14 protein-coding genes are annotated in these 16,652 nt (G+C 60.9%); 4 read left to right on the top strand and 10 right to left on the bottom strand.

The features are described 5' to 3' along the window. Positions 1 to 41: 41 nt before the first annotated feature. Positions 42 to 1,226, bottom strand: a complete 1,185-nt coding sequence (locus DM872_RS10700) for a serine hydrolase domain-containing protein (RefSeq protein ID WP_179059471.1) — start codon at positions 1,224 to 1,226, stop codon at positions 42 to 44. Positions 1,227 to 1,824: 598 nt separating this feature from the next. Here DM872_RS10700 and DM872_RS10695 point away from each other — a divergent pair. The 4 genes from DM872_RS10695 to DM872_RS10680 all read left to right on the top strand — a co-directional run bounded on the left by DM872_RS10695 (position 1,825) and on the right by DM872_RS10680 (position 6,655). After that, positions 1,825 to 3,315: an APC family permease gene (locus DM872_RS10695; RefSeq protein ID WP_179059470.1), complete on the top strand. Its 1,491-nt coding sequence runs from the start codon at positions 1,825 to 1,827 to the stop codon at positions 3,313 to 3,315. Beyond that, entirely contained in the window at positions 3,276 to 4,367 is a 1,092-nt protein-coding gene (locus tag DM872_RS10690; RefSeq protein ID WP_179059469.1) for a helix-turn-helix transcriptional regulator, read from the top strand. Before DM872_RS10695 ends, DM872_RS10690 begins: the two co-directional genes overlap by 40 nt. Positions 4,368 to 4,534: 167 nt before the next feature. Next, entirely contained in the window at positions 4,535 to 5,752 is a 1,218-nt protein-coding gene (locus tag DM872_RS10685; protein ID WP_179059468.1) for a M24 family metallopeptidase, read from the top strand. Between the two features lie 63 nt (positions 5,753 to 5,815). Further along, a complete protein-coding gene (locus DM872_RS10680; RefSeq protein WP_179059467.1) occupies positions 5,816 to 6,655 on the top strand; it encodes a carbon-nitrogen hydrolase family protein in 840 nt (279 codons plus the stop codon). Between the two features lie 222 nt (positions 6,656 to 6,877). Here DM872_RS10680 and DM872_RS10675 read toward each other — a convergent pair whose 3' ends face one another. From DM872_RS10675 to DM872_RS10635, 9 genes are all read right to left on the bottom strand, one after another. After that, positions 6,878 to 7,297, bottom strand: coding sequence for an MAPEG family protein (locus DM872_RS10675; RefSeq protein WP_179059466.1), 420 nt, complete (start codon positions 7,295 to 7,297; stop codon positions 6,878 to 6,880). Between the two features lie 46 nt (positions 7,298 to 7,343). After that, on the bottom strand, positions 7,344 to 7,913 hold the full coding sequence (locus DM872_RS10670; protein ID WP_179059465.1) for a hypothetical protein: 570 nt from the start codon (positions 7,911 to 7,913) through the stop codon (positions 7,344 to 7,346). Positions 7,914 to 8,192: 279 nt separating this feature from the next. Then, complete coding sequence (locus DM872_RS10665) at positions 8,193 to 8,810, bottom strand: SCO family protein (protein WP_179059464.1); 618 nt, start codon at positions 8,808 to 8,810, stop codon at positions 8,193 to 8,195. A 39-nt stretch (positions 8,811 to 8,849) separates the two neighbouring features. After that, the gene (locus tag DM872_RS10660; protein WP_256873361.1) at positions 8,850 to 10,448 is read right to left on the bottom strand and encodes a multicopper oxidase family protein; all 1,599 of its coding nucleotides are present in this window, start codon (positions 10,446 to 10,448) and stop codon (positions 8,850 to 8,852) included. An 889-nt stretch (positions 10,449 to 11,337) separates the two neighbouring features. Beyond that, positions 11,338 to 11,679 carry a YciI family protein gene (locus tag DM872_RS10655; protein WP_179059462.1) on the bottom strand — a complete coding sequence of 114 codons (342 nt, stop codon included), beginning with the start codon at positions 11,677 to 11,679 and terminating at the stop codon, positions 11,338 to 11,340. Positions 11,680 to 11,909: 230 nt separating this feature from the next. Continuing rightward, entirely contained in the window at positions 11,910 to 13,970 is a 2,061-nt protein-coding gene (locus tag DM872_RS10650; protein ID WP_179059461.1) for a pyridoxamine 5'-phosphate oxidase family protein, read from the bottom strand. A gap of 52 nt (positions 13,971 to 14,022) precedes the next feature. Then, on the bottom strand, positions 14,023 to 14,646 hold the full coding sequence (locus DM872_RS10645; RefSeq protein WP_179059460.1) for a glutathione S-transferase family protein: 624 nt from the start codon (positions 14,644 to 14,646) through the stop codon (positions 14,023 to 14,025). A gap of 156 nt (positions 14,647 to 14,802) precedes the next feature. Then, positions 14,803 to 15,696: a LysR family transcriptional regulator gene (locus DM872_RS10640; RefSeq protein ID WP_179059459.1), complete on the bottom strand. Its 894-nt coding sequence runs from the start codon at positions 15,694 to 15,696 to the stop codon at positions 14,803 to 14,805. 5 nt (positions 15,697 to 15,701) lie between these two features. Next, entirely contained in the window at positions 15,702 to 16,616 is a 915-nt protein-coding gene (locus tag DM872_RS10635) for a LysR family transcriptional regulator (RefSeq protein WP_179059458.1), read from the bottom strand. Positions 16,617 to 16,652 lie beyond the last annotated feature (36 nt).

Raw genomic sequence — 16,652 nt, 5'->3', positions numbered from 1 at the left:
CCCCTGGCGGGGCTCAGACCTGAATCGAATCAGTTACTGGCTTATCTGGTGAGATAGCGGTAAGCCGTCGTTTCGAACTCCAGATAAGAGTTGGTCGAAACGGGGTCTACGAACGGCAATATCTGGGTGGCCCAAAAACCACCGATGCCGTTTTTGCGGTCGATCCAATAGAAGAGATTGGCTAATCCGGCCCACGCCAAAGAGCCCGCAGGGCGACCGGTAGGTGCGTCTTGTTCATTGACCATGAAACTCAACGCCCACGACTTAGGCATGCCCGGGAAGAACTCAGCGGTTTTGGAAAGGTTGGGGATGACGCCGGGAAGGGCTTTGATTTTCAGACTTTCGAGACCGTTCATTTCAGCGAAACGAATTGTTTCTGGCTTGAGAATCCGTCCGTGATCACCCTGCCCATCGTTTAGCCAGGCGCGGATAAACTGACAATAATCCTTCACCGTCGAATACAGGCCATGGCCTCCCATGTGTACTTCGGGGTCCTGTGGAAGGATTAGATCCTCGAGTACGGTCAGCGATCCATCCTCTTCACGCTGGTGCATGCCAGCCCGCCGCTGGAGCATCGACGGGGTCATGGTAAAGGCGGTATCGGTCATGCCCAGTGGCTCGAAGATGCGCTGCTGCATGACTTCGCCCAGACGTTTTCCGGTGATGGCTTCTACCACCAGGCCAGCCCAATCTATGTTGGAGCCGTACTCCCACTGTTCACCCGGCTCAAACAGCAAGGGTGTTTTGAGCGCAGCCAACGACCCGCTGATGATGCTGGGTTGTCCTTGTTCCTGGGATAGCCTCTTGTAGTTTTCGTTGAAGAACTCATAACCCAGGCCTGCTGTATGAAGCAGAAGCATCCGGGTAGTAATTTGTTTTCTTGGGGGGCGAAGCCGGGGGGTGCCGTCGCTATCAAATCCCTCGAGTACCTTCAGTTCGTCGATGATCGGCACATAGTCCCTGGCAGGCGCATCGAGATCCAGGAGCCCTTCCTCGACCAACTGAAGCACCGCCGTGGCGGTTATCGCTTTGGTCGTGGAAAACATGGCGAAAACACTGTCGGTCGTCATTGCTCCAGCTTGACCGAGCGTTCGTTGGCCTGAAGCCCCCTCATAGACCAGGCCGTCGCGCCCGACTACTGCTGCGACTACACCTGGGACGCGCTGTTGACCAGCCGTGGCGGCATCGAGCAAGTGATTGAGTGATGATGTGAAATCTGGGCTCATTTTCTTATTCTCCTTACATCCGCCCATAGTCAGCTCGGCTAGAGCCTATGGCGCGGTGTGCAGTGGCAGGACTGACTGGCCCGACGTAAAGCGATGAGCGTCGGGGCCAGTGGAGAGTAAGAAAATCGAATCGGAGCTTCTGTCGGCTGCCGGCAGGGGGTGTCGGAATCAGGCAGTTATTTAAGTACCGCAGCGGCGGGCGATGTGTGATCGGCTGGGCACACTGCGAGTGGAGCGGTCGAAACTTGGTTTGCTCCTTCTCTGCCCGTTGGCTTGATCGTCAGTGTTCGCTCTGGTCGATTTTTGCCGGCTTCTGCTGCCCATTCTGGAGCGGGCTCTGCCCGCTTCGATCGATTGAGAGGGGTCGAAGCGTTCGCTCTGATCCGCTTTCGATCCAACCTCGACGGATGTCCAACTAACGCATCTCTAACAGCAATAGTGCATCGCGGCACTATTGTGAGGCCGTGTCCCCCCTTCGATGATGAACCCCAAGCCAGGAGGCGCACGGGTTCGCGGAAGCCTGGCCGGATGGTCCCATTCCACGTCGTTCGATAACCGTGCTCCTTCCTGGCTTCCTCCTTTTCAGGAGTCGGGGCTTTTGATCCTGCCCAGCTCGAAAAGACAAGAACAATTTCACAACAGGATTGAAGTTATGGTCGCGCTCAGCAGCAACTATCCAGACGTTCATCAGGACGACACATTGAAGCGGGATCTCAGCCTGTCTTCGACTTTCTCCCTGGCCTTCGCCTTCATTTCACCCATCGTCGCGCTGTACTCCATTTTCGGCCTAGGAATAGCGGAAATCGGTCCAGCGTTCTGGTGGGGACTGATCATCGCCATGGCGGGGCAGCTCCTCGTAGCTCTATCTTTCGCTATGCTCGTTTCGCGTTTTCCCTACGAGGGCAGTATCTACCAGTGGTCCAAACATCTACTGGGACACAAATACGGCTGGTTCGCGGGGTGGACCTATATCTGCACGTTGCCTATCACGATGGCTGCTGTTGCCCTCGGTGGCGCGGATTTCCTCGCTCAGTTGCTGGGCCTTGACCCAGACGCCAAGGTTGTCGGTGTTTCACTCGCCTTGGGCCTGATCGCATTCGCCACCTGGGGGAATACGCAAGGTCGCAAGATATTCGCCACCATCGTCTGGCTGTGCATCGCCGCCGAGATCATCGGGTCCGTCGGGGTGGGCATCCTGTTGCTGACCAAGTTCCAGATAAATCCGCTTTCGATTGTCTTGCCCTCCGCCGATATGTTCACCGGCGACGGGAGCCTTGATGGGATTTTCAGTTCCAAAGCAGCATTAGCGATCGCTTACTGCGGGTGGGCTTTTCTGGGGTTCGAAAGTGCAGGTGCTGTGGCGGAGGAGGTGCGGCGGCCGGAGCGGGCGGTACCGAAAGCAATGCTGCTCTGCCTGCTTTCCGTTGGGGGTATCGTCGCGTTCTCGGCGCTGTCGCTGATTCTGGCGCTGCCGACGCTCGACATTCCTGTGGGCTCCGATCCAGTCGCAGACATCCTTGTCCATCATTTCGGACCTATGGCCTATAAGGGGATGCTGGTGTTGTTCGTGATCGGCTTTCTCGCCTGCATGCTGGGCATCCAGGCCTCAGTATCCCGAGTTATCTGGGCCTTCGCACGCGACCGTAGCCTGCCATGCCACAAGTGGCTGAGCAGACTCAGCGAAGGTGATTCATTGCCCACCAATGCAATCGTTCTCACCGGAGTCTTGGCGTCGCTTCTGTTCCTACTGTCCTTTACCAATATCTATTCGCTGCTGTTGAGTTTCACCATCTCCGGCTTTTACATCGCCTTCGCATTCCCCCTTGTTGCAGCCTGTCATTCGGCAGCGCGCGGAGACTGGGTCAACGGCCCATTCAATTTGGGACGGTTCAGCATCCCTCTTCTGTTCACCGCCACGATCTGGACACTGTTGGAGGCCATCAACATCTCCTGGCCCAGATCCCCACAGCTGCCTTGGTACGAGAATTGGGCTGTACCCTTAATGGTCGGGGTTTTGTCCATAATCGGACTGCTAATCTACAAAAGCGTATGCGCCGCCAGGCAACCCAATGGCTTGGGAGTCGCATAGGGATCGAGAATCAAGGTGCGGAGATAACCCTGGCTAACTCGTTTTTACCGAATACCTTCGAACGAATCGCGGCGCTGATAGCAGCGATTGGCACGAACCAGTTCTACGATCGAGTGCTGGCTCTGCTGGTTGCCTTGGTCGATTACGAGCGGCGGCTGGTCGTCAAGTACAGCCGCTTCTCCGCGCCTGAGTTTCTGGTCAACGAATCGATGGACGAGGAGTCCACACGCAATTACCTCGGCTGGCTCTATCGCCTCGATCCCTTGCTGCGTCTGGTCAGCGAGGGCAACGTGCCGACAGTCACGACCTTTGCGCAGATGCGCAGCGAGGATCATTCGAACGCTTTCTACGACGAGATTTTCAAATCGGGAAAAATCTTCGACGAACTGGTTCTTTTCCTGGAGGCACCCGGCGGGACCTATATCGCATTCTGTTTTGACCATGACTCACGATTGGCCACCCCCGAGGAGATCGCCGCATTTCGCGCGGTAGAACCTGTGGTGTCGGAGGCCCATCGACTGCATGTGCAAAATGCGATTGTCGGTGGCCTGGAATCCATCTACGGCGACCGTCGCGTTGGCGTACTGGTGACGGACGCAGAGGGGCACGCGATCTACCGGAACAGCGCCTGGGAAACGTCTGTTCCCGATGACCAATGCGACGAATTGATCCAGTTGGCGTTCTCCGGCGGGGAACGCGAGCCGAGCAACTGGCACGAACATGTATTGCATTGGGAGCACCTGGACCTCGATGTCGCGCAGGTCGGGTCCAGTCGAATTCTTTTCCTTGAAAGCCACGCACCGGGCTATTTGAAAACCGACATAGAAACGGCATTGGCTGCCTTCTGCAGCCACTACCGGCTAAGCCATCGTGAACGCCAGATCGTCGAGAAGACGATGCTTGGCTATCCCACCAGTCTCATTGCAGAGAAGCTCGAGCTCAGCGCCGGGACCATCAAGAACTACAAGCAACGGCTCTATCTGAAGCTCGATATCACCTCGGAACGGGAAATCTTCTCGCTCTTCATGAGCCACCTCCTCGGGCTGATCTGAAGTTCGATTCTTGTGCTGATGCGTGCCGTAGCAGGTAACGCCGGCGGGGCAATAGTGCTGATCGGCATTATGGGCAGCTACCTGGACCTGGAGGAGCATGGACCTCAATGGCCCGAATCGAACCCGGCCATTGATCGGTCTGACCCAATACAAGAATGGTGAACACGATGACAATCGAACGCATGAATTATCCCGACGGCTACTTCCCGGAGGATGAATATCTGGCCCGCTGGGAGAAAGTTCACGCTGAAATGCGCTTGCGCCAGTACGACATTGCCATCGTCTGGGGTAAGACTGCCGGGCACTACGAGCGCGCGATGGAAACGCTGTGGTTGACCAACTTCTGGTCCGAGCATTCCGGGCAGGAGCCGGATTCACCGATCTGGAATGCGCGAGGTTTCTGCTGTGTCATTCTGGAACCCGGCAAAGCCCCGGAGCTGCACGGCGATGTGGCCGAGGTTCGGCGTAGGCTCGTGCGCTGTGGCGACTACCACTTCAGCGATGACCCCATCAGCAGCGTCGCCCGCTCGCTCGCGGCTCGTAAGCCGCAAGGCTCGGTGGTCTTCGTTGGAACCGATTGCTTGCCGGTCAAATACGCCAAGCAACTGGAGGCAGCCACCCCCGGTATCAGGTACACCTACGACGACAACCTGATCCGCCGCTGCCGTCGCATCAAAAGCCCGCGTGAACTCGATCTGTTCCGCGAGGCCGGTGAAATGGTTTCCAGCGCCCTCTATCGGGTATGTGACAGCCTCTATGCGGGCAAGACCTGTGCCGAGGCGGCAGCTGAGGGTGCCTATGAACTGACCCGGCGCGGCGGTGGCTGGCTGCGCATTCCGATCAACTACGGAACCGACGACGATAGCCGCTTCTTCGAGCGCGACCCGATGTATGGCTACTCGCAGCAGGCTCCGCAGAAGGGTGACATGTTGCGCACCTGGATCTACGGACCGACGCACCAAGGCTACTGGCTCGATCCCGGCCGCTCTTTGGTGTGTGGCGGTAAACCGACGGATGCACAGAAGAGTCTTCTGATCGATTCCTACTCCATCACGGACGCCGTTCTCAAGTCCGCAAGGCATGGTGTACGTGTGCTCGATGTGGTGGCGGAGGCGGAGCGTGTGCAACGCTCGGTCGCCGACGAACACGATCTTGCGAGCAACCAGTGGCCTTACTTCGGGCACGGCAATGGCTCCATGTGGGAACACCCGATCATCAACCGCGATTCGGTGACGCCTGATGACTACTTCGAGGAAGGAATGGTGGCGTCCGGTGAGTCCTTCATGACGCGATCCGGAGTCGGAAGCGTTGGCTGGGAACAGAACTTCATCGTCACTCGTGATGGCATCGAACTGCTGACGACGACTCCAGTGTTCTGGTTCTGATCGAATAAAGCGCGGCGCACCCGTTGGCGCGCCGCGTCTCCAGTCAATGACAGGAAGAATGAGATGAATGTTCTGTTGGCGCAGATGCCGATCGTCGATGCGGACGTCGGGCGTAACCTGGAAGCGATGCTGGAGATCATCGAGAGCGCGGGAGGTACAGCGGATCTGATCGTGTTCCCCGAAACCACGCTCTGCGGATTTCCTGACAAGACCGAAATCGACGATGTCGCCATGACTGTAAATGCACAACCGATCCAACTGCTCAAGGCAGCCGCCCAGCGACGGAGAGTGGCCTTGGCATTCGGCTTTGCCGAGCGGGATGGGGGCGTTTTCTACAACACCGCCGTACTCCTGGATCGAGAAGGCCGCATTGCCTTGCGCTACCGCAAGAGCCATCTTTGGCCGCACACGGACCGGGGAGTATTTGCAGCAGGAGATGCCTTCTTCGTGAGCGAACTCGATGGAGTGAGGGTCGGGCTTATCGTCTGTTATGACGTGGAGTTCCCGGAAACCAGTCGCGCCCTCGCGCGCTTGGGGGCGCAAGTGATCCTGGTGCTGGATGGCAACATGTCTCCATATGGCCCCGTGCATCGGCGTGCCGTGACTGCCCGTGCCATGGAAAACCAATGTTGCGCAGTGCTCGTCAATCGGGTTGGTAGCGGCCGTGAACTGGAGTTCGCCGGTGAGAGTCTTGCGGTCGATCCGTATGGAGAAGTCATCGACGAAGTCGAGGGTACGGCTCCGCTGTTGATTACGCTCGACCTGTCTGCGGTGGAGGCCAGCCGGAAGGACTATCACTATCTTCAGGACGCGCGATTGCCCATCGCGGATGTAAGCGAGTCTGTCTCTGTGGATGGTGTGGCGAATCGTATGCTGAAGATCGGAGCTGTACACCTCGGCTAAGTATCGGGCTCCCATATCTATTCGGTTCTATCGATTCCCACCGGCAGCATTCGGTCGAAAGCAGCCCGGCCTGAGTGGCTGCTTCTGACCGGGAGCGTCTGTTCGCGAGCGGTGGGTATCGGCCAGCAACGGACGGTACGAATGTTCCTGCCGGATCGATATCGATGCTGGAAGACCTGCGAAACCATCTCAGTCTCGATGGTTTGCCAGTAAAAAACCGAGTCAGCTAACGAAACCTGACAACAATCCAAAAGCCCAGTAACCGGCAATTGCCAACTGCACAGCGAAAGCCGCGAAGCGTAGAAAAACTGCGGGAACGCTCAGAGAGATCAGATGCACCAGGGACTGAACCAGGCGCGCTCCGAGCAGTGTTAAAGCCAGCGGGTCGGTGACAACTGTTTGCCTTGTGATCAAGGCCACCAGCAGGAGCCCCCCAAAGATGGGTAACCCCTCCAGACAATTAGCGTGCGCGCGCGCCAACCTCTGCATGAAGGGTGAAAGATTGGAGTTGTCTGGGGTGAATTCATTTGCCGGAAACTGCTTGAAAACTACTAAAAGGCCGCGCAAGAGCTCCATCAGTACCAACAGTGCCAGCGCCCAGGCAATGAATCCGGTCAAAGCGATCGCACTGGCGTTTGTCATGGCTCAATGCTCCTGTCGTGCTGCAGGTTGAGGCCATCAGTGTCCTCTACTCTCGCCATTTGTCAGAGTCGTAGACATACGAGTCGCCAAGAATACTTTCGTAGCGGACAAGCATCCTTGCGCGAACTTTTGACATCGCCATGATCGGTTGCGGATCCTGGCCATGCAACACAACGGTGGAAACGCTGAACTTCTTTCCGGGCGGAATGAACTCACCGACGACAAATAGCTCGGCGCTCTGTTCATAAGGTATATCTCCGAGCATTTTTCTGCCGGCCGCAATAATCAAGTCAGGCCCTTCGCCCTCGAGTAATTCACCATCTATCCAAAGCTTGACCTCACGAACAATCGCTGGACCCAGACCGTTGTTTTCTATCGTGTAGAAGTAAGTTCTAGTCGTGGGATCAGTACGGTTCCAAGGCGATAGGTGTGGGGTAGCCATCAAACGATTGTGCCGTTCGTGCAGCTTTATTTGCTTATGGCTGAATCGCAAGGCGAGGGTGGCGATTATGACCGATGCAAGGGCAGCAACAGCGGACAGCAGAGTACCCGCCTCCGAAAACCAACTCTCCTGAGGCGCCACTACATACACCACGTAATCGACGATGGTTCCCATACTGATCTTCTCGCGACGTCGATCCGTCGAGCCGGGCGAATCGACTGCACGAATGAGCCTGCCTGTAAGACTAGAAAGGGATACGTTAGAAGCAAAGCTTCCCTCGCCTACCTTCACGTAAGAGCCACGCGAGGATGGCTGCTTCCGACCCAGATCGGACTGTTGTACTTGTCTTCCATGATCGATAGCAGCCAAATCGGTCGTTCACTGCGCTTCAGCTATGCCCTCGTCGCTTCGCGCCGCTGCCGCTGCCGCTGCCGCTGACAGTGTCATTCCACCCTACGCCGTGTGCACGGCACGGCTGTCCACATGGTTGATCGTCGCCAGGATCTGTTCCGGCTCCGCCAGCGCCGGTGCCAGGGTCCAGCGCTGGTAGACGTCATTGCCGATGCGCACCATGCCCGAGTGGTTCGCCAGGTTGCCGTCCACCTCCGGGTTCACATCGTAGAAACCGAGGCTGAAGCGCAACTGCTCGATGTCATCCGGCGCGCCGGTCAGGAACAGCCAGCCGGGCCCGACGTGGTGCCTGTCGACGAAACCCTTCAGCTGCTGCGGCGTATCCAGTGCGGGCTGCAAGGTGATCGAGTACATGAACACGTCGCGGCCTGCGCGTTCGCCGAGCATTTTCTGTACGCGCAACAGGTTCGCCGTTGCAATCGGACAACGCCCAGTGCAGGACACGTACATCATGTTGATCGCGACCACCTTTCCACGGATGAGGTCGTCGTAGAACCTGACCTCCTTGCCCTCGTGAGTCAGAAGTCGCGCATTCGGGAAGTAGCTGCCGTCGTCGGCGTCCCTGGTCGGGCGCGGCCGCTCGACGGTGATACCGGGCAGGGCGACCAATCCGAGCGCGGCGACGCCCATGCCAGCCACCAGATTTCTGCGCGTGTTCATATGCAACCCTCCGCCCTAAATGTCCAATTGCCGCGCCACTCAGACGATGTCCCACCTCAGCATCATCGCGTGATCCTCGTGGATCAGGTTGTGGCAGTGCATGACGTACTTGCCTTTGAAGTCACGGAAGCGCAGGAACACTCGCAAGGTGGTGAACGCTTCGATCACGTAGACGTCTTTCCGACCTCGTTGTTGCGCGGGCACTGGCACGCTCACGCCGTTGACGATCTTGCCGATGATCTGCCCCTCTTCGAAGTGGATATGGATCGGGTGGGTCCAGCCATCCTCGGGGTTCACCAGCTCCCAGATCTCGGCGCGGCCTTGGGGGATCAAGGCGCGCGGAACTCGGACGTTGACGATCTGACCATTGATCGTCCAGATGCCGCTGTTGCGCGCGAATACCCAGCGCCGCACCGGTGCGGCGGCGATTTCCGCAGCAGTGATCGGTGGCAGCGGGCGCAGCACGGCAGGCACCTGGCTCAGGTCCTGCTCGGGCGGGACGCGATCGACGATGATTTTCAGCACGCGGGTGCCCGGCTCCTTGATGTCCTTGCCTTCACGGGTGTCTTCCTGGCGCATCTTGTTGACCAGGTAGAGCACGGTGCCTATCGGGTATTTGGAGAAGTCGACGACTATGTCCATGCGTTCGGCAACGCCCATCTGGATACTGGTCTGGTTCAGCAGCGGTGCGGGCAGCAGGTTGCCGTCGTTGGCGATGAACGTGAACCGTTGCGTCACGCCGCCGGCGGTCATCAGATAGATGGCGTAGAAGCGGCTTGGTCCGGTGTTGAGGAAGCGCAGGCGATATTTCCGCGCCGCCACCTTCAGGACCGGCTCGATGAGTCCGTTCACCACGACCTTGTCGCCCAGCACCCCCTCGGGGTTGACCTGGTCGTAGAACAGGATGCCGTTGGCGTCGAAACGCCGGTCCGAAAAGTCCAGCTGATAGTCGTAGGGAAAGCTGGGCAACCTCAGCGCGCTCGGGCTCGGATCGCGCTCGTTGCCCGAGTCGACGTCGTCGAACAGGAGGTAGAAACCGAACAGCCCGCGCACCAGGTTGGGCGCGGTGAAGTCCAGGGTGTGGTCATGGTAGAACAGCGTGCCCAGGCCTTCGCGCGAATCACCGATATGGTTTTGCAGCTGGTCGTAGCCGGCGTAGATGTTGGGATAGAAGTGGTCCTTGAAGGCGCCGGGCGAAGTCAGGGTCGGTCCTGCCTTGTTCGCGCTGTAGTAATCACCGGGGAAGCCGTCGCTTTCCGATCCCGTGTGGGCATTGTGCAGGTGGGTCGATATTTCCGGTGTGCCGAAGCCAACATGATTCAGTGGCAGCTGGTTGCGAAAGCGCACGATGACCGGCTTGCCATAGCGGGCATAGATGACCGGACCGGGGGTGACCGCGCCCGGCGTGTTGCCTTCGTAGCCCCAGATGCGTTGCGGCGGATAGGCCGGGTGGAACACCCAGTCGGGACGTTCCTTGGCCTTGAGTTCATACAGCAGCGGCGCACCGAGCACGCCCGTGAGTTCGGCGTAGCGCTGGTGGGGCGCGCGTCCGGCTTCGCCACCCGCGGTATTGGCCACCACCGTGGGGCTCGGGGTCAGTGTCGCGACGGCCTGCAGTGGTGTGATTTGATTGGGCAAGGTAGACAGCCAGGGGGTAGTGGGCGGGCTGGGCGGAAACACAGGCGCGCTTGACGCACTGCTCCTGCTCGATCGCAGCAGCAGCGGCGACAGCAATGCAGCGGCACCGAGCTTGAGGAAGTCGCGTCGGCCGTCGTCAGCGTGTGGCTTCGCCGTGGGCGGCAAATGTTTTTTTCGGCGTTTCGAGTCTGCGTTTTTCACGGCTGTCCCTCCCTCGGAAGGCTGCTTGCATTTCGCTGACTGCATCGTTGCGCTTCCTGTCGTGGCGGAGCGCCAGCTTCGTAGACGTACCAGGAGCTTGGCTGCGAGGTACGGGAAGAGGACCTACAGCCAAACGCCGCTGACTTGCTTTCGCTTTTCAGCACGAAGCTGCGTAGGTGGCCGTGCGTGGATGATGTTGGGTACGCGGTCGTATTCGAGCGGAGGAGGAAGGGCGCAGCTTCGCAGCGAGAGGGTGGCGTTCAGTGGTGGCGCAGCCGTGCGCGCGCGTGCTCCTCTGCTCATGATCGGCTCCGTCGTCGCTCAGGCCAGGACATCAGGTGCGGCTCCCTTCCCTGGTGAACCACGGTGTCTTTCAGCCAGTCGCGCACAGGTTGGAGGCTGGAGTGTGTTGCAAAAGATTTCAATTCTCAGTTTAGATCAACAAACTTTCCTGAGCTGTGCAACTTATTGTTTCAGAACGATTTTTATAGACCGATGCGACCCAAGGGCAATGGCTGTTAGGTCTGGAGGATATGTACTGCATTACTTGGCCTGCCTGAATCGACCAGCGTACACAGGGTTGATTCAGGGCGCCGGGGTGCTTGCCTGCGCGACCCTGAAACTGGTGGTTCCGGCGGCGAAGAGCTACGGCCAGACCGCATTGTCAGGCTGCACTTTCTACGCCGTTTCAGGCCCGCGGGTCTAACCCGAAGGCGCGTAGCTCTTGCTCGCACCGGCAGGCCTTAGCAATGCGCGCGGCCCACGCGACGGCCTCCTCGCGCGAGGGCAGTTCGAGTACGGTGAAGCCGCCGTCAAGCGGGGGTGCCCACGGGTATCCGCCCTCGGCTACCGACCCGTCGGCCGAGACGAGCACGGGCGGCACAGCTTCGTCGATGCCGCCAGCGAAGACGTAAACGCCAGCGGCCTTCGCCTCCTCGATCACGGCGTGCGCGTCGCGGCCCACCGCCTCCCACTCGTCCTCGGGCACGACCATCGCTGCACTGGGAAAGGAGATCAGGTACTTGGCCATGGTGGTCTTTCCTTGGAGATTGATGACGGTGGTGAAGTGTGGGCCCCAAGTAGCGTGGTAACCAATATTCAGACGTGGCGCATAACATTCCTTGTCTCTGCCGATCCCTTCCAGGCTGGTGTGCCGCAGGGAACGGCTCCTCCGAAGGCCACAGCCGCCGCCTCTTCCAGACTTTCGCAGGCTGCACGGAGTTGAATCTCCAGCGCAGTGCCTGATGCCGGCGCTGCTCCTCAGATTTCCAGGACCAGCGGCTGCACACCGCTTGCGTCTTCCGCCGGCACCGCGCAGCAGATGAGCGCCGTGCCTTCGTCTGGCATCTCCGCTGGCGGATGGGGGTAGTGCACCTGCCCACTGAGTACCCGCGTGCGGCAGGTGCCGCAGGAGCCGCCACGGCAGCTGAAGTCGGGAGACAGCCCACGACTTTCCGCCAGTTCCAGCAGGCTGCCGCTGTCCGGTTTCCAGCGCGCTTCCTTGGCCGAGGCGGCGAAGTACACCGGCACCGGTGACGTCGCTGCCGGCGGCTGGGCGGGTTTTGGCGGCTGCGTGTCGTCATGGCGTTGCAGCGTCGAGGGACCGAAGGTCTCGGCGTGGATGCGTCGATCGGCGATGTTCAGGCCGCGCAGGCCGTCGTAGATGGCCTGGGTGAAGCTCCCCGGGCCGCACAGGTAGAAGTCGTAGTCATCCAGAGGCAGATGAGCCTTGATCTCCGCGATGTCGATGCGGCCGGTCAGTTCATGGTCGCGGCCCAGAACGGTGTCCTCGCCCGGATTGCTCAGCGCCCGGCGTATATGCAGCAGCTCAGGGCAGCGCTGGCGCAGTGCATCGATTTCCCGTTGAAAGGGCAGTTGCTGCAAGGTCCGCGCGGACTGGAACAGATGGATGCGCCGTTGGCGACCCTGCGATTCGTTCTGCGCCACCAGCTCCCGCAGCATCGACAGCAGGGGAGTGACGCCAACGCCTGCGCCGATCAACACCACGGGCCGCTCGGTGTCGCCGGCCAGGGTGAAGTTGCCCATGGGGGCACGTACCTGCAATCGATCGCCGACCTTGAGCTGTTCGTGCAGGTGGTGCGAGGCCCGTCCCTGAACCTTGACGCTGATGCGCAGATGCCCGTCCGACGGTGCGCTGGAGAGGCTGTAGGTGCGAACCAACGCTTCCTCGCCGGAACCCGTGTGGATGCGCAGCGGTAGATGTTGCCCAGGCGTGAAGTTCACCGCCGCGCCATCTGCGGGTTGCAGGTAGAAGGAGCGAATGTCCTGGCTCTCCTGTTCCAGGCGTACCACTTGCCATTCCTGCCACTGCTGGCGCTGTCCGCGTTCGCGCAGCTTCTGGTCTGTCTCGGCCCAGGTGCCGGTCATCAGGCTGGTCGGCGCGTATTCCTGGAAGTCCCAACGGATCGACAGCGCACTCGGCCGCAGCACGGCCTGCCGCACCTCGAAGGTCCAGAGGCGTTCGGCGCCCTCGAAGGCGGCAATCAGCGGGCTGTCGAAGATCAGTTCGGTGGTTCCGGACAGCTGCAGCATGTCGCCGCTGGCGAAGTCGACAAAGAGCAAGCCTGCAACGGGGTTGGCCAGAAGGTTGCCGAGGGTGTTGAAGTGCAGGTTGCCGGCGTAGTCCGGAATGGTCAGTCGATTGCCCGTGACCTTGACGAAGCCCGGCCGGCCGCCGCGATGGGAGACATCCACTGAGTGTTGCCCGTCCTCGTGCTCGACGTAGCTGGCGACGAAAAAGGTGTCGGCCTTGCGGATCATCTCCACCAGCGTCTCGTCCAGCGCCGCGAAGTCCTTGCGCGCGTTGTGCTCACCCGGGCGCTGTTCGACACGGGTATAGGTGCGCTTCTGGATGTACTGCGGGCAATTGCCGAAGGAGTGTTCGACGGCAATCTCCAGATGGCCCGCGTCGGCCCGCTGCAGGATGCCGTTGATGCGATTGCGCCGGCGCGTGTGCAGTTCGATGCCCAGCATACCGATAGCGCTGCCGACTTTCAGGCCGCTGAGGGCCGGGTCCTGGCGGTCCAATGAGGTCGATACCTCCAGGCGCCGGGGATCGGGCGAGATGACGAAGCCTTCCGGCCCTTCGAGCAGCGTTGCCCAGGGGCGGCCCTGGTCATCCACCGCGCCGACGACCATGAACGGCAGCTGGTGATAGAAGTCGCGGTGCTGGTCGGGCATGTAGTCGCGAATCACCCGCTGGCCGAATTCGTCCATGCGCTCGGAGACGCCGACGCGTTCCTGGATGGCCTTCTCGCCGGCGTGCCAGGGTGATGGGCGGTGCTTGGGAAGATGGGCCATGGCGGACTCCTCGCGGGAAGGCTGCCGGATTTCCCGGCAGCGGGCGGCTGTATCAGCCGGCTTGCAGGCCGGCTGCGGTGCGTTGCATCGGGACGAAACCAGGCAATGCTTCGACGCGGGCCAGCCAGGCGCGCAGGTTGGGGTAGTCAGCCAGCGACACGTTGCCCTCCGGCGCGTGTGCGATGTAGGTGTAGTTGGAGATATCGGCGATGGTCGCCGTCTCGCCGGCGAGGAAAGGCGACTTGGCCAGCTCGCTCTCCATTACCCGGAACAGGGTGTGGGCGCGGGTGAGGACTTCCTCGGTGTTGAATTTGGCACCGAACACGGTATTCAGTCGCGCGGCGGCCGGGCCGAAGGCGACCTGGCCAGCGGCCACCGACAGCCAGCGTTGCACACGGGCAGCGCCGATCGGGTCTTCCGGCAGCCAGCGGTTGCCGTACTTTTTCGCCAGGTAGACGAGGATGGCGTTGGAGTCGCTGACGATGGTGCCGTTGTCATCGATGACCGGCACCTGGCCGAAGCTATTGAGGGCGAGGAACTCGGGCTGCTTATGGGCGCCCTTGGCGAGGTCGACGGAAACCAGCTCAGTGGGCACTTCCAGTAGCGAGAGCAGCAGCTCGACGCGGTGGGCGTGGCCGGACAGAGGGTGGCGGAAGAGCTTGATGGGGTGGGGCATTGCAGCGACTCCGATTCGGGCGGGGAAAGGCAGCGCCGAGTCGGACCCTATCGGGTGCTCGCGCTGACGGATGAATCCTGCGCCGGAACACGCTTTAGCAGAATCGCCGGTCCGGACAATCCAGCGTTTCAGAATCCGAAAGAATGCCCGTGAGACTCAGCCACACAGGGCCGGATGGGCGCGCAGGCGGGGCACGGCGAAGTCGAGAAAGGTCCTGACCCGCGCGGCAGCACGGCGGCCTTCGCGATAGATCAGCCCGACTGGCAGGCCGGGCGCGGCAAAGTCCTCCAGCAGGATTTCGAGCGTGCCGCTCTGCAATTCCTGGTGCGCCTCGAAGCTCATGCAGCGCGCGAGCCCCAGGCCCAGGGCGGCGGCGCGTATCGCCGCGCTGCGGGTGCTGCAGGTCAGTCGCGGTGTCAGCCGTACCGAGCGTGGCGCACCTTGATGGAGGAAGCGCCAATCGCTCGGGGCGCCCGATGCAATGATCAGGTGCGTCTTGAGGTCGTCGGGCGTCTGCGGCCGCCCGTGGCGCGCCAGATAGTCCGGCGCGGCGCAGACGACTGTCTTCACCGTTCCCACCGGCACGGCGAAGTCCGAGGAATCTGGGAGGTGGCCGACCACCAGGGCGACATCGATGCCGTCTTCCAGCAGGTGCGGCACGTCTTCGTGGTCCCGGGCGACCAGGCGTACGTCGGGGAAGGCCCGCAGGTAGTCGAGGGCGATGGGCGCAAATACCTGGTGAGCCATCAGCAGGGGCACCGAAATCGTCAGTTGCCCGGCCGGATAGGCGTGCAGGCCGGCCGCCGAACGATCCGCCTCGGCGATCTCCTGGAAAATCTGCCGGCTGCTCGTGGCAAAGGCCTCTCCCGCGACGCTCAGACTGGTGCCGCGCGGACCGCGGATCAGCAATGTGGTCTGCAGGCGAGCCTCCAGGCCGGCGACCATGCGCATCACCGTCGCCGTGGACAGGCCGAGCAGCCGCGCCCCGGCGGCAAGGCTGCCGGTTTGCGCCACGGCGTCGAACACTTCCATTTCCCGGTAACGGCCCAAGGCACTTACTCCGCGGTGGCGGCCTGCAATGCCGGATCGTTGCGCAGGCGCGCGGCGCAATGGTCGACGAAGGTGCGGACCGTGGCGGACACGCGCGCGCTGCTCTGATGCAGCAGGTGAATGGGCAACGGCGGCATGCCGTAGCGGTCGAGGACGATTTCCAGCTCGCCTTTCGCGACGGCCTCGGCGACCTGATAGGAGAGCACCCGTGTAAAACCCCAGCCTCTGCGCGCCGCATGAATCGCCGCGTTGACGGAGCTGACCACGAATCTCGCCTGTGGGCGCAGAGTGAACGGCCCCTCCGAGCCGATGAATTGCCAGTCGGTCAGTAGTGAACTGGCCGAGGACATCACCACCGGCGCGTCGTGCAGATCGGCAGGTGATTCCGGTCTGCCAAACGAATCGAGAAAGGCCGGTGCGGCGCAGACCACGGGACGAATCTCGCCGACCTTCAATGAGGTCAGCCCGCCCTCGGGGAGCTGGCCGATGCGCAGCGCGACGTCCACGCCTTCGTCGATCATGTTCACCACCCGATCCACCAGCATCGCGTTGATCGTCACATCGGCATAGGCGGCCAGGTAGTCGGCAATCAGCGGCACCATGTACAGCTCGCCGAAGACCACGGGCGCGGTCACGGTGAGATTGCCACGCGGGCGCAGCGCGCTGCCGGAGGCCTGTTCTTCCGCTTCCTCCAGCTCCAGCAGGATGCGCCGGCAATCCTCCACATAACGCCGGCCAGCCTCGGTCAGCCGAACGCTGCGGGTACTGCGCGCCAGCAGCAACGTGCCGAGCCGCGCCTCCAGCGCTGCGATGGCCCGGGTCACGCTGGGCGGCGACAGGCCCAACTGCTTCGCACCCGCCGCGAAGCTTCCCGCTTCGGCCACCACCACCAGCACCTTCATTTCCTGGAACCTGTCCATGCGCCACCGCTGCGTGCCTGCAAACCTGATGGGGGA

Origin of the sequence: Pseudomonas taiwanensis (assembly GCF_013393345.1) — a bacterium.
Lineage (GTDB): Bacteria > Pseudomonadota > Gammaproteobacteria > Pseudomonadales > Pseudomonadaceae > Metapseudomonas > Metapseudomonas resinovorans_C.
The sequence above is the reverse complement of the archived record's forward strand: the minus strand, read 5'-3'. Positions and strand labels throughout refer to the sequence as shown.

What these genes read in the sequence shown, in the direction of transcription:
- DM872_RS10700 (WP_179059471.1), bottom strand. Translation starts at nt 1,226, where the DNA reads ATGAGCCCAGATTTCACATCATCACTCAATCACTTGCTCGATGCCGCC.
- DM872_RS10690 (WP_179059469.1), top strand. Translation starts at nt 3,276, where the DNA reads ATGCGCCGCCAGGCAACCCAATGGCTTGGGAGTCGCATAGGGATCGAG.
- DM872_RS10685 (WP_179059468.1), top strand. Translation starts at nt 4,535, where the DNA reads ATGACAATCGAACGCATGAATTATCCCGACGGCTACTTCCCGGAGGAT.
- DM872_RS10680 (WP_179059467.1), top strand. Translation starts at nt 5,816, where the DNA reads ATGAATGTTCTGTTGGCGCAGATGCCGATCGTCGATGCGGACGTCGGG.
- DM872_RS10675 (WP_179059466.1), bottom strand. Translation starts at nt 7,297, where the DNA reads ATGACAAACGCCAGTGCGATCGCTTTGACCGGATTCATTGCCTGGGCG.
- DM872_RS10670 (WP_179059465.1), bottom strand. Translation starts at nt 7,913, where the DNA reads ATGGGAACCATCGTCGATTACGTGGTGTATGTAGTGGCGCCTCAGGAG.
- DM872_RS10665 (WP_179059464.1), bottom strand. Translation starts at nt 8,810, where the DNA reads ATGAACACGCGCAGAAATCTGGTGGCTGGCATGGGCGTCGCCGCGCTC.
- DM872_RS10655 (WP_179059462.1), bottom strand. Translation starts at nt 11,679, where the DNA reads ATGGCCAAGTACCTGATCTCCTTTCCCAGTGCAGCGATGGTCGTGCCC.
- DM872_RS10650 (WP_179059461.1), bottom strand. Translation starts at nt 13,970, where the DNA reads ATGGCCCATCTTCCCAAGCACCGCCCATCACCCTGGCACGCCGGCGAG.
- DM872_RS10645 (WP_179059460.1), bottom strand. Translation starts at nt 14,646, where the DNA reads ATGCCCCACCCCATCAAGCTCTTCCGCCACCCTCTGTCCGGCCACGCC.
- DM872_RS10635 (WP_179059458.1), bottom strand. Translation starts at nt 16,616, where the DNA reads ATGGACAGGTTCCAGGAAATGAAGGTGCTGGTGGTGGTGGCCGAAGCG.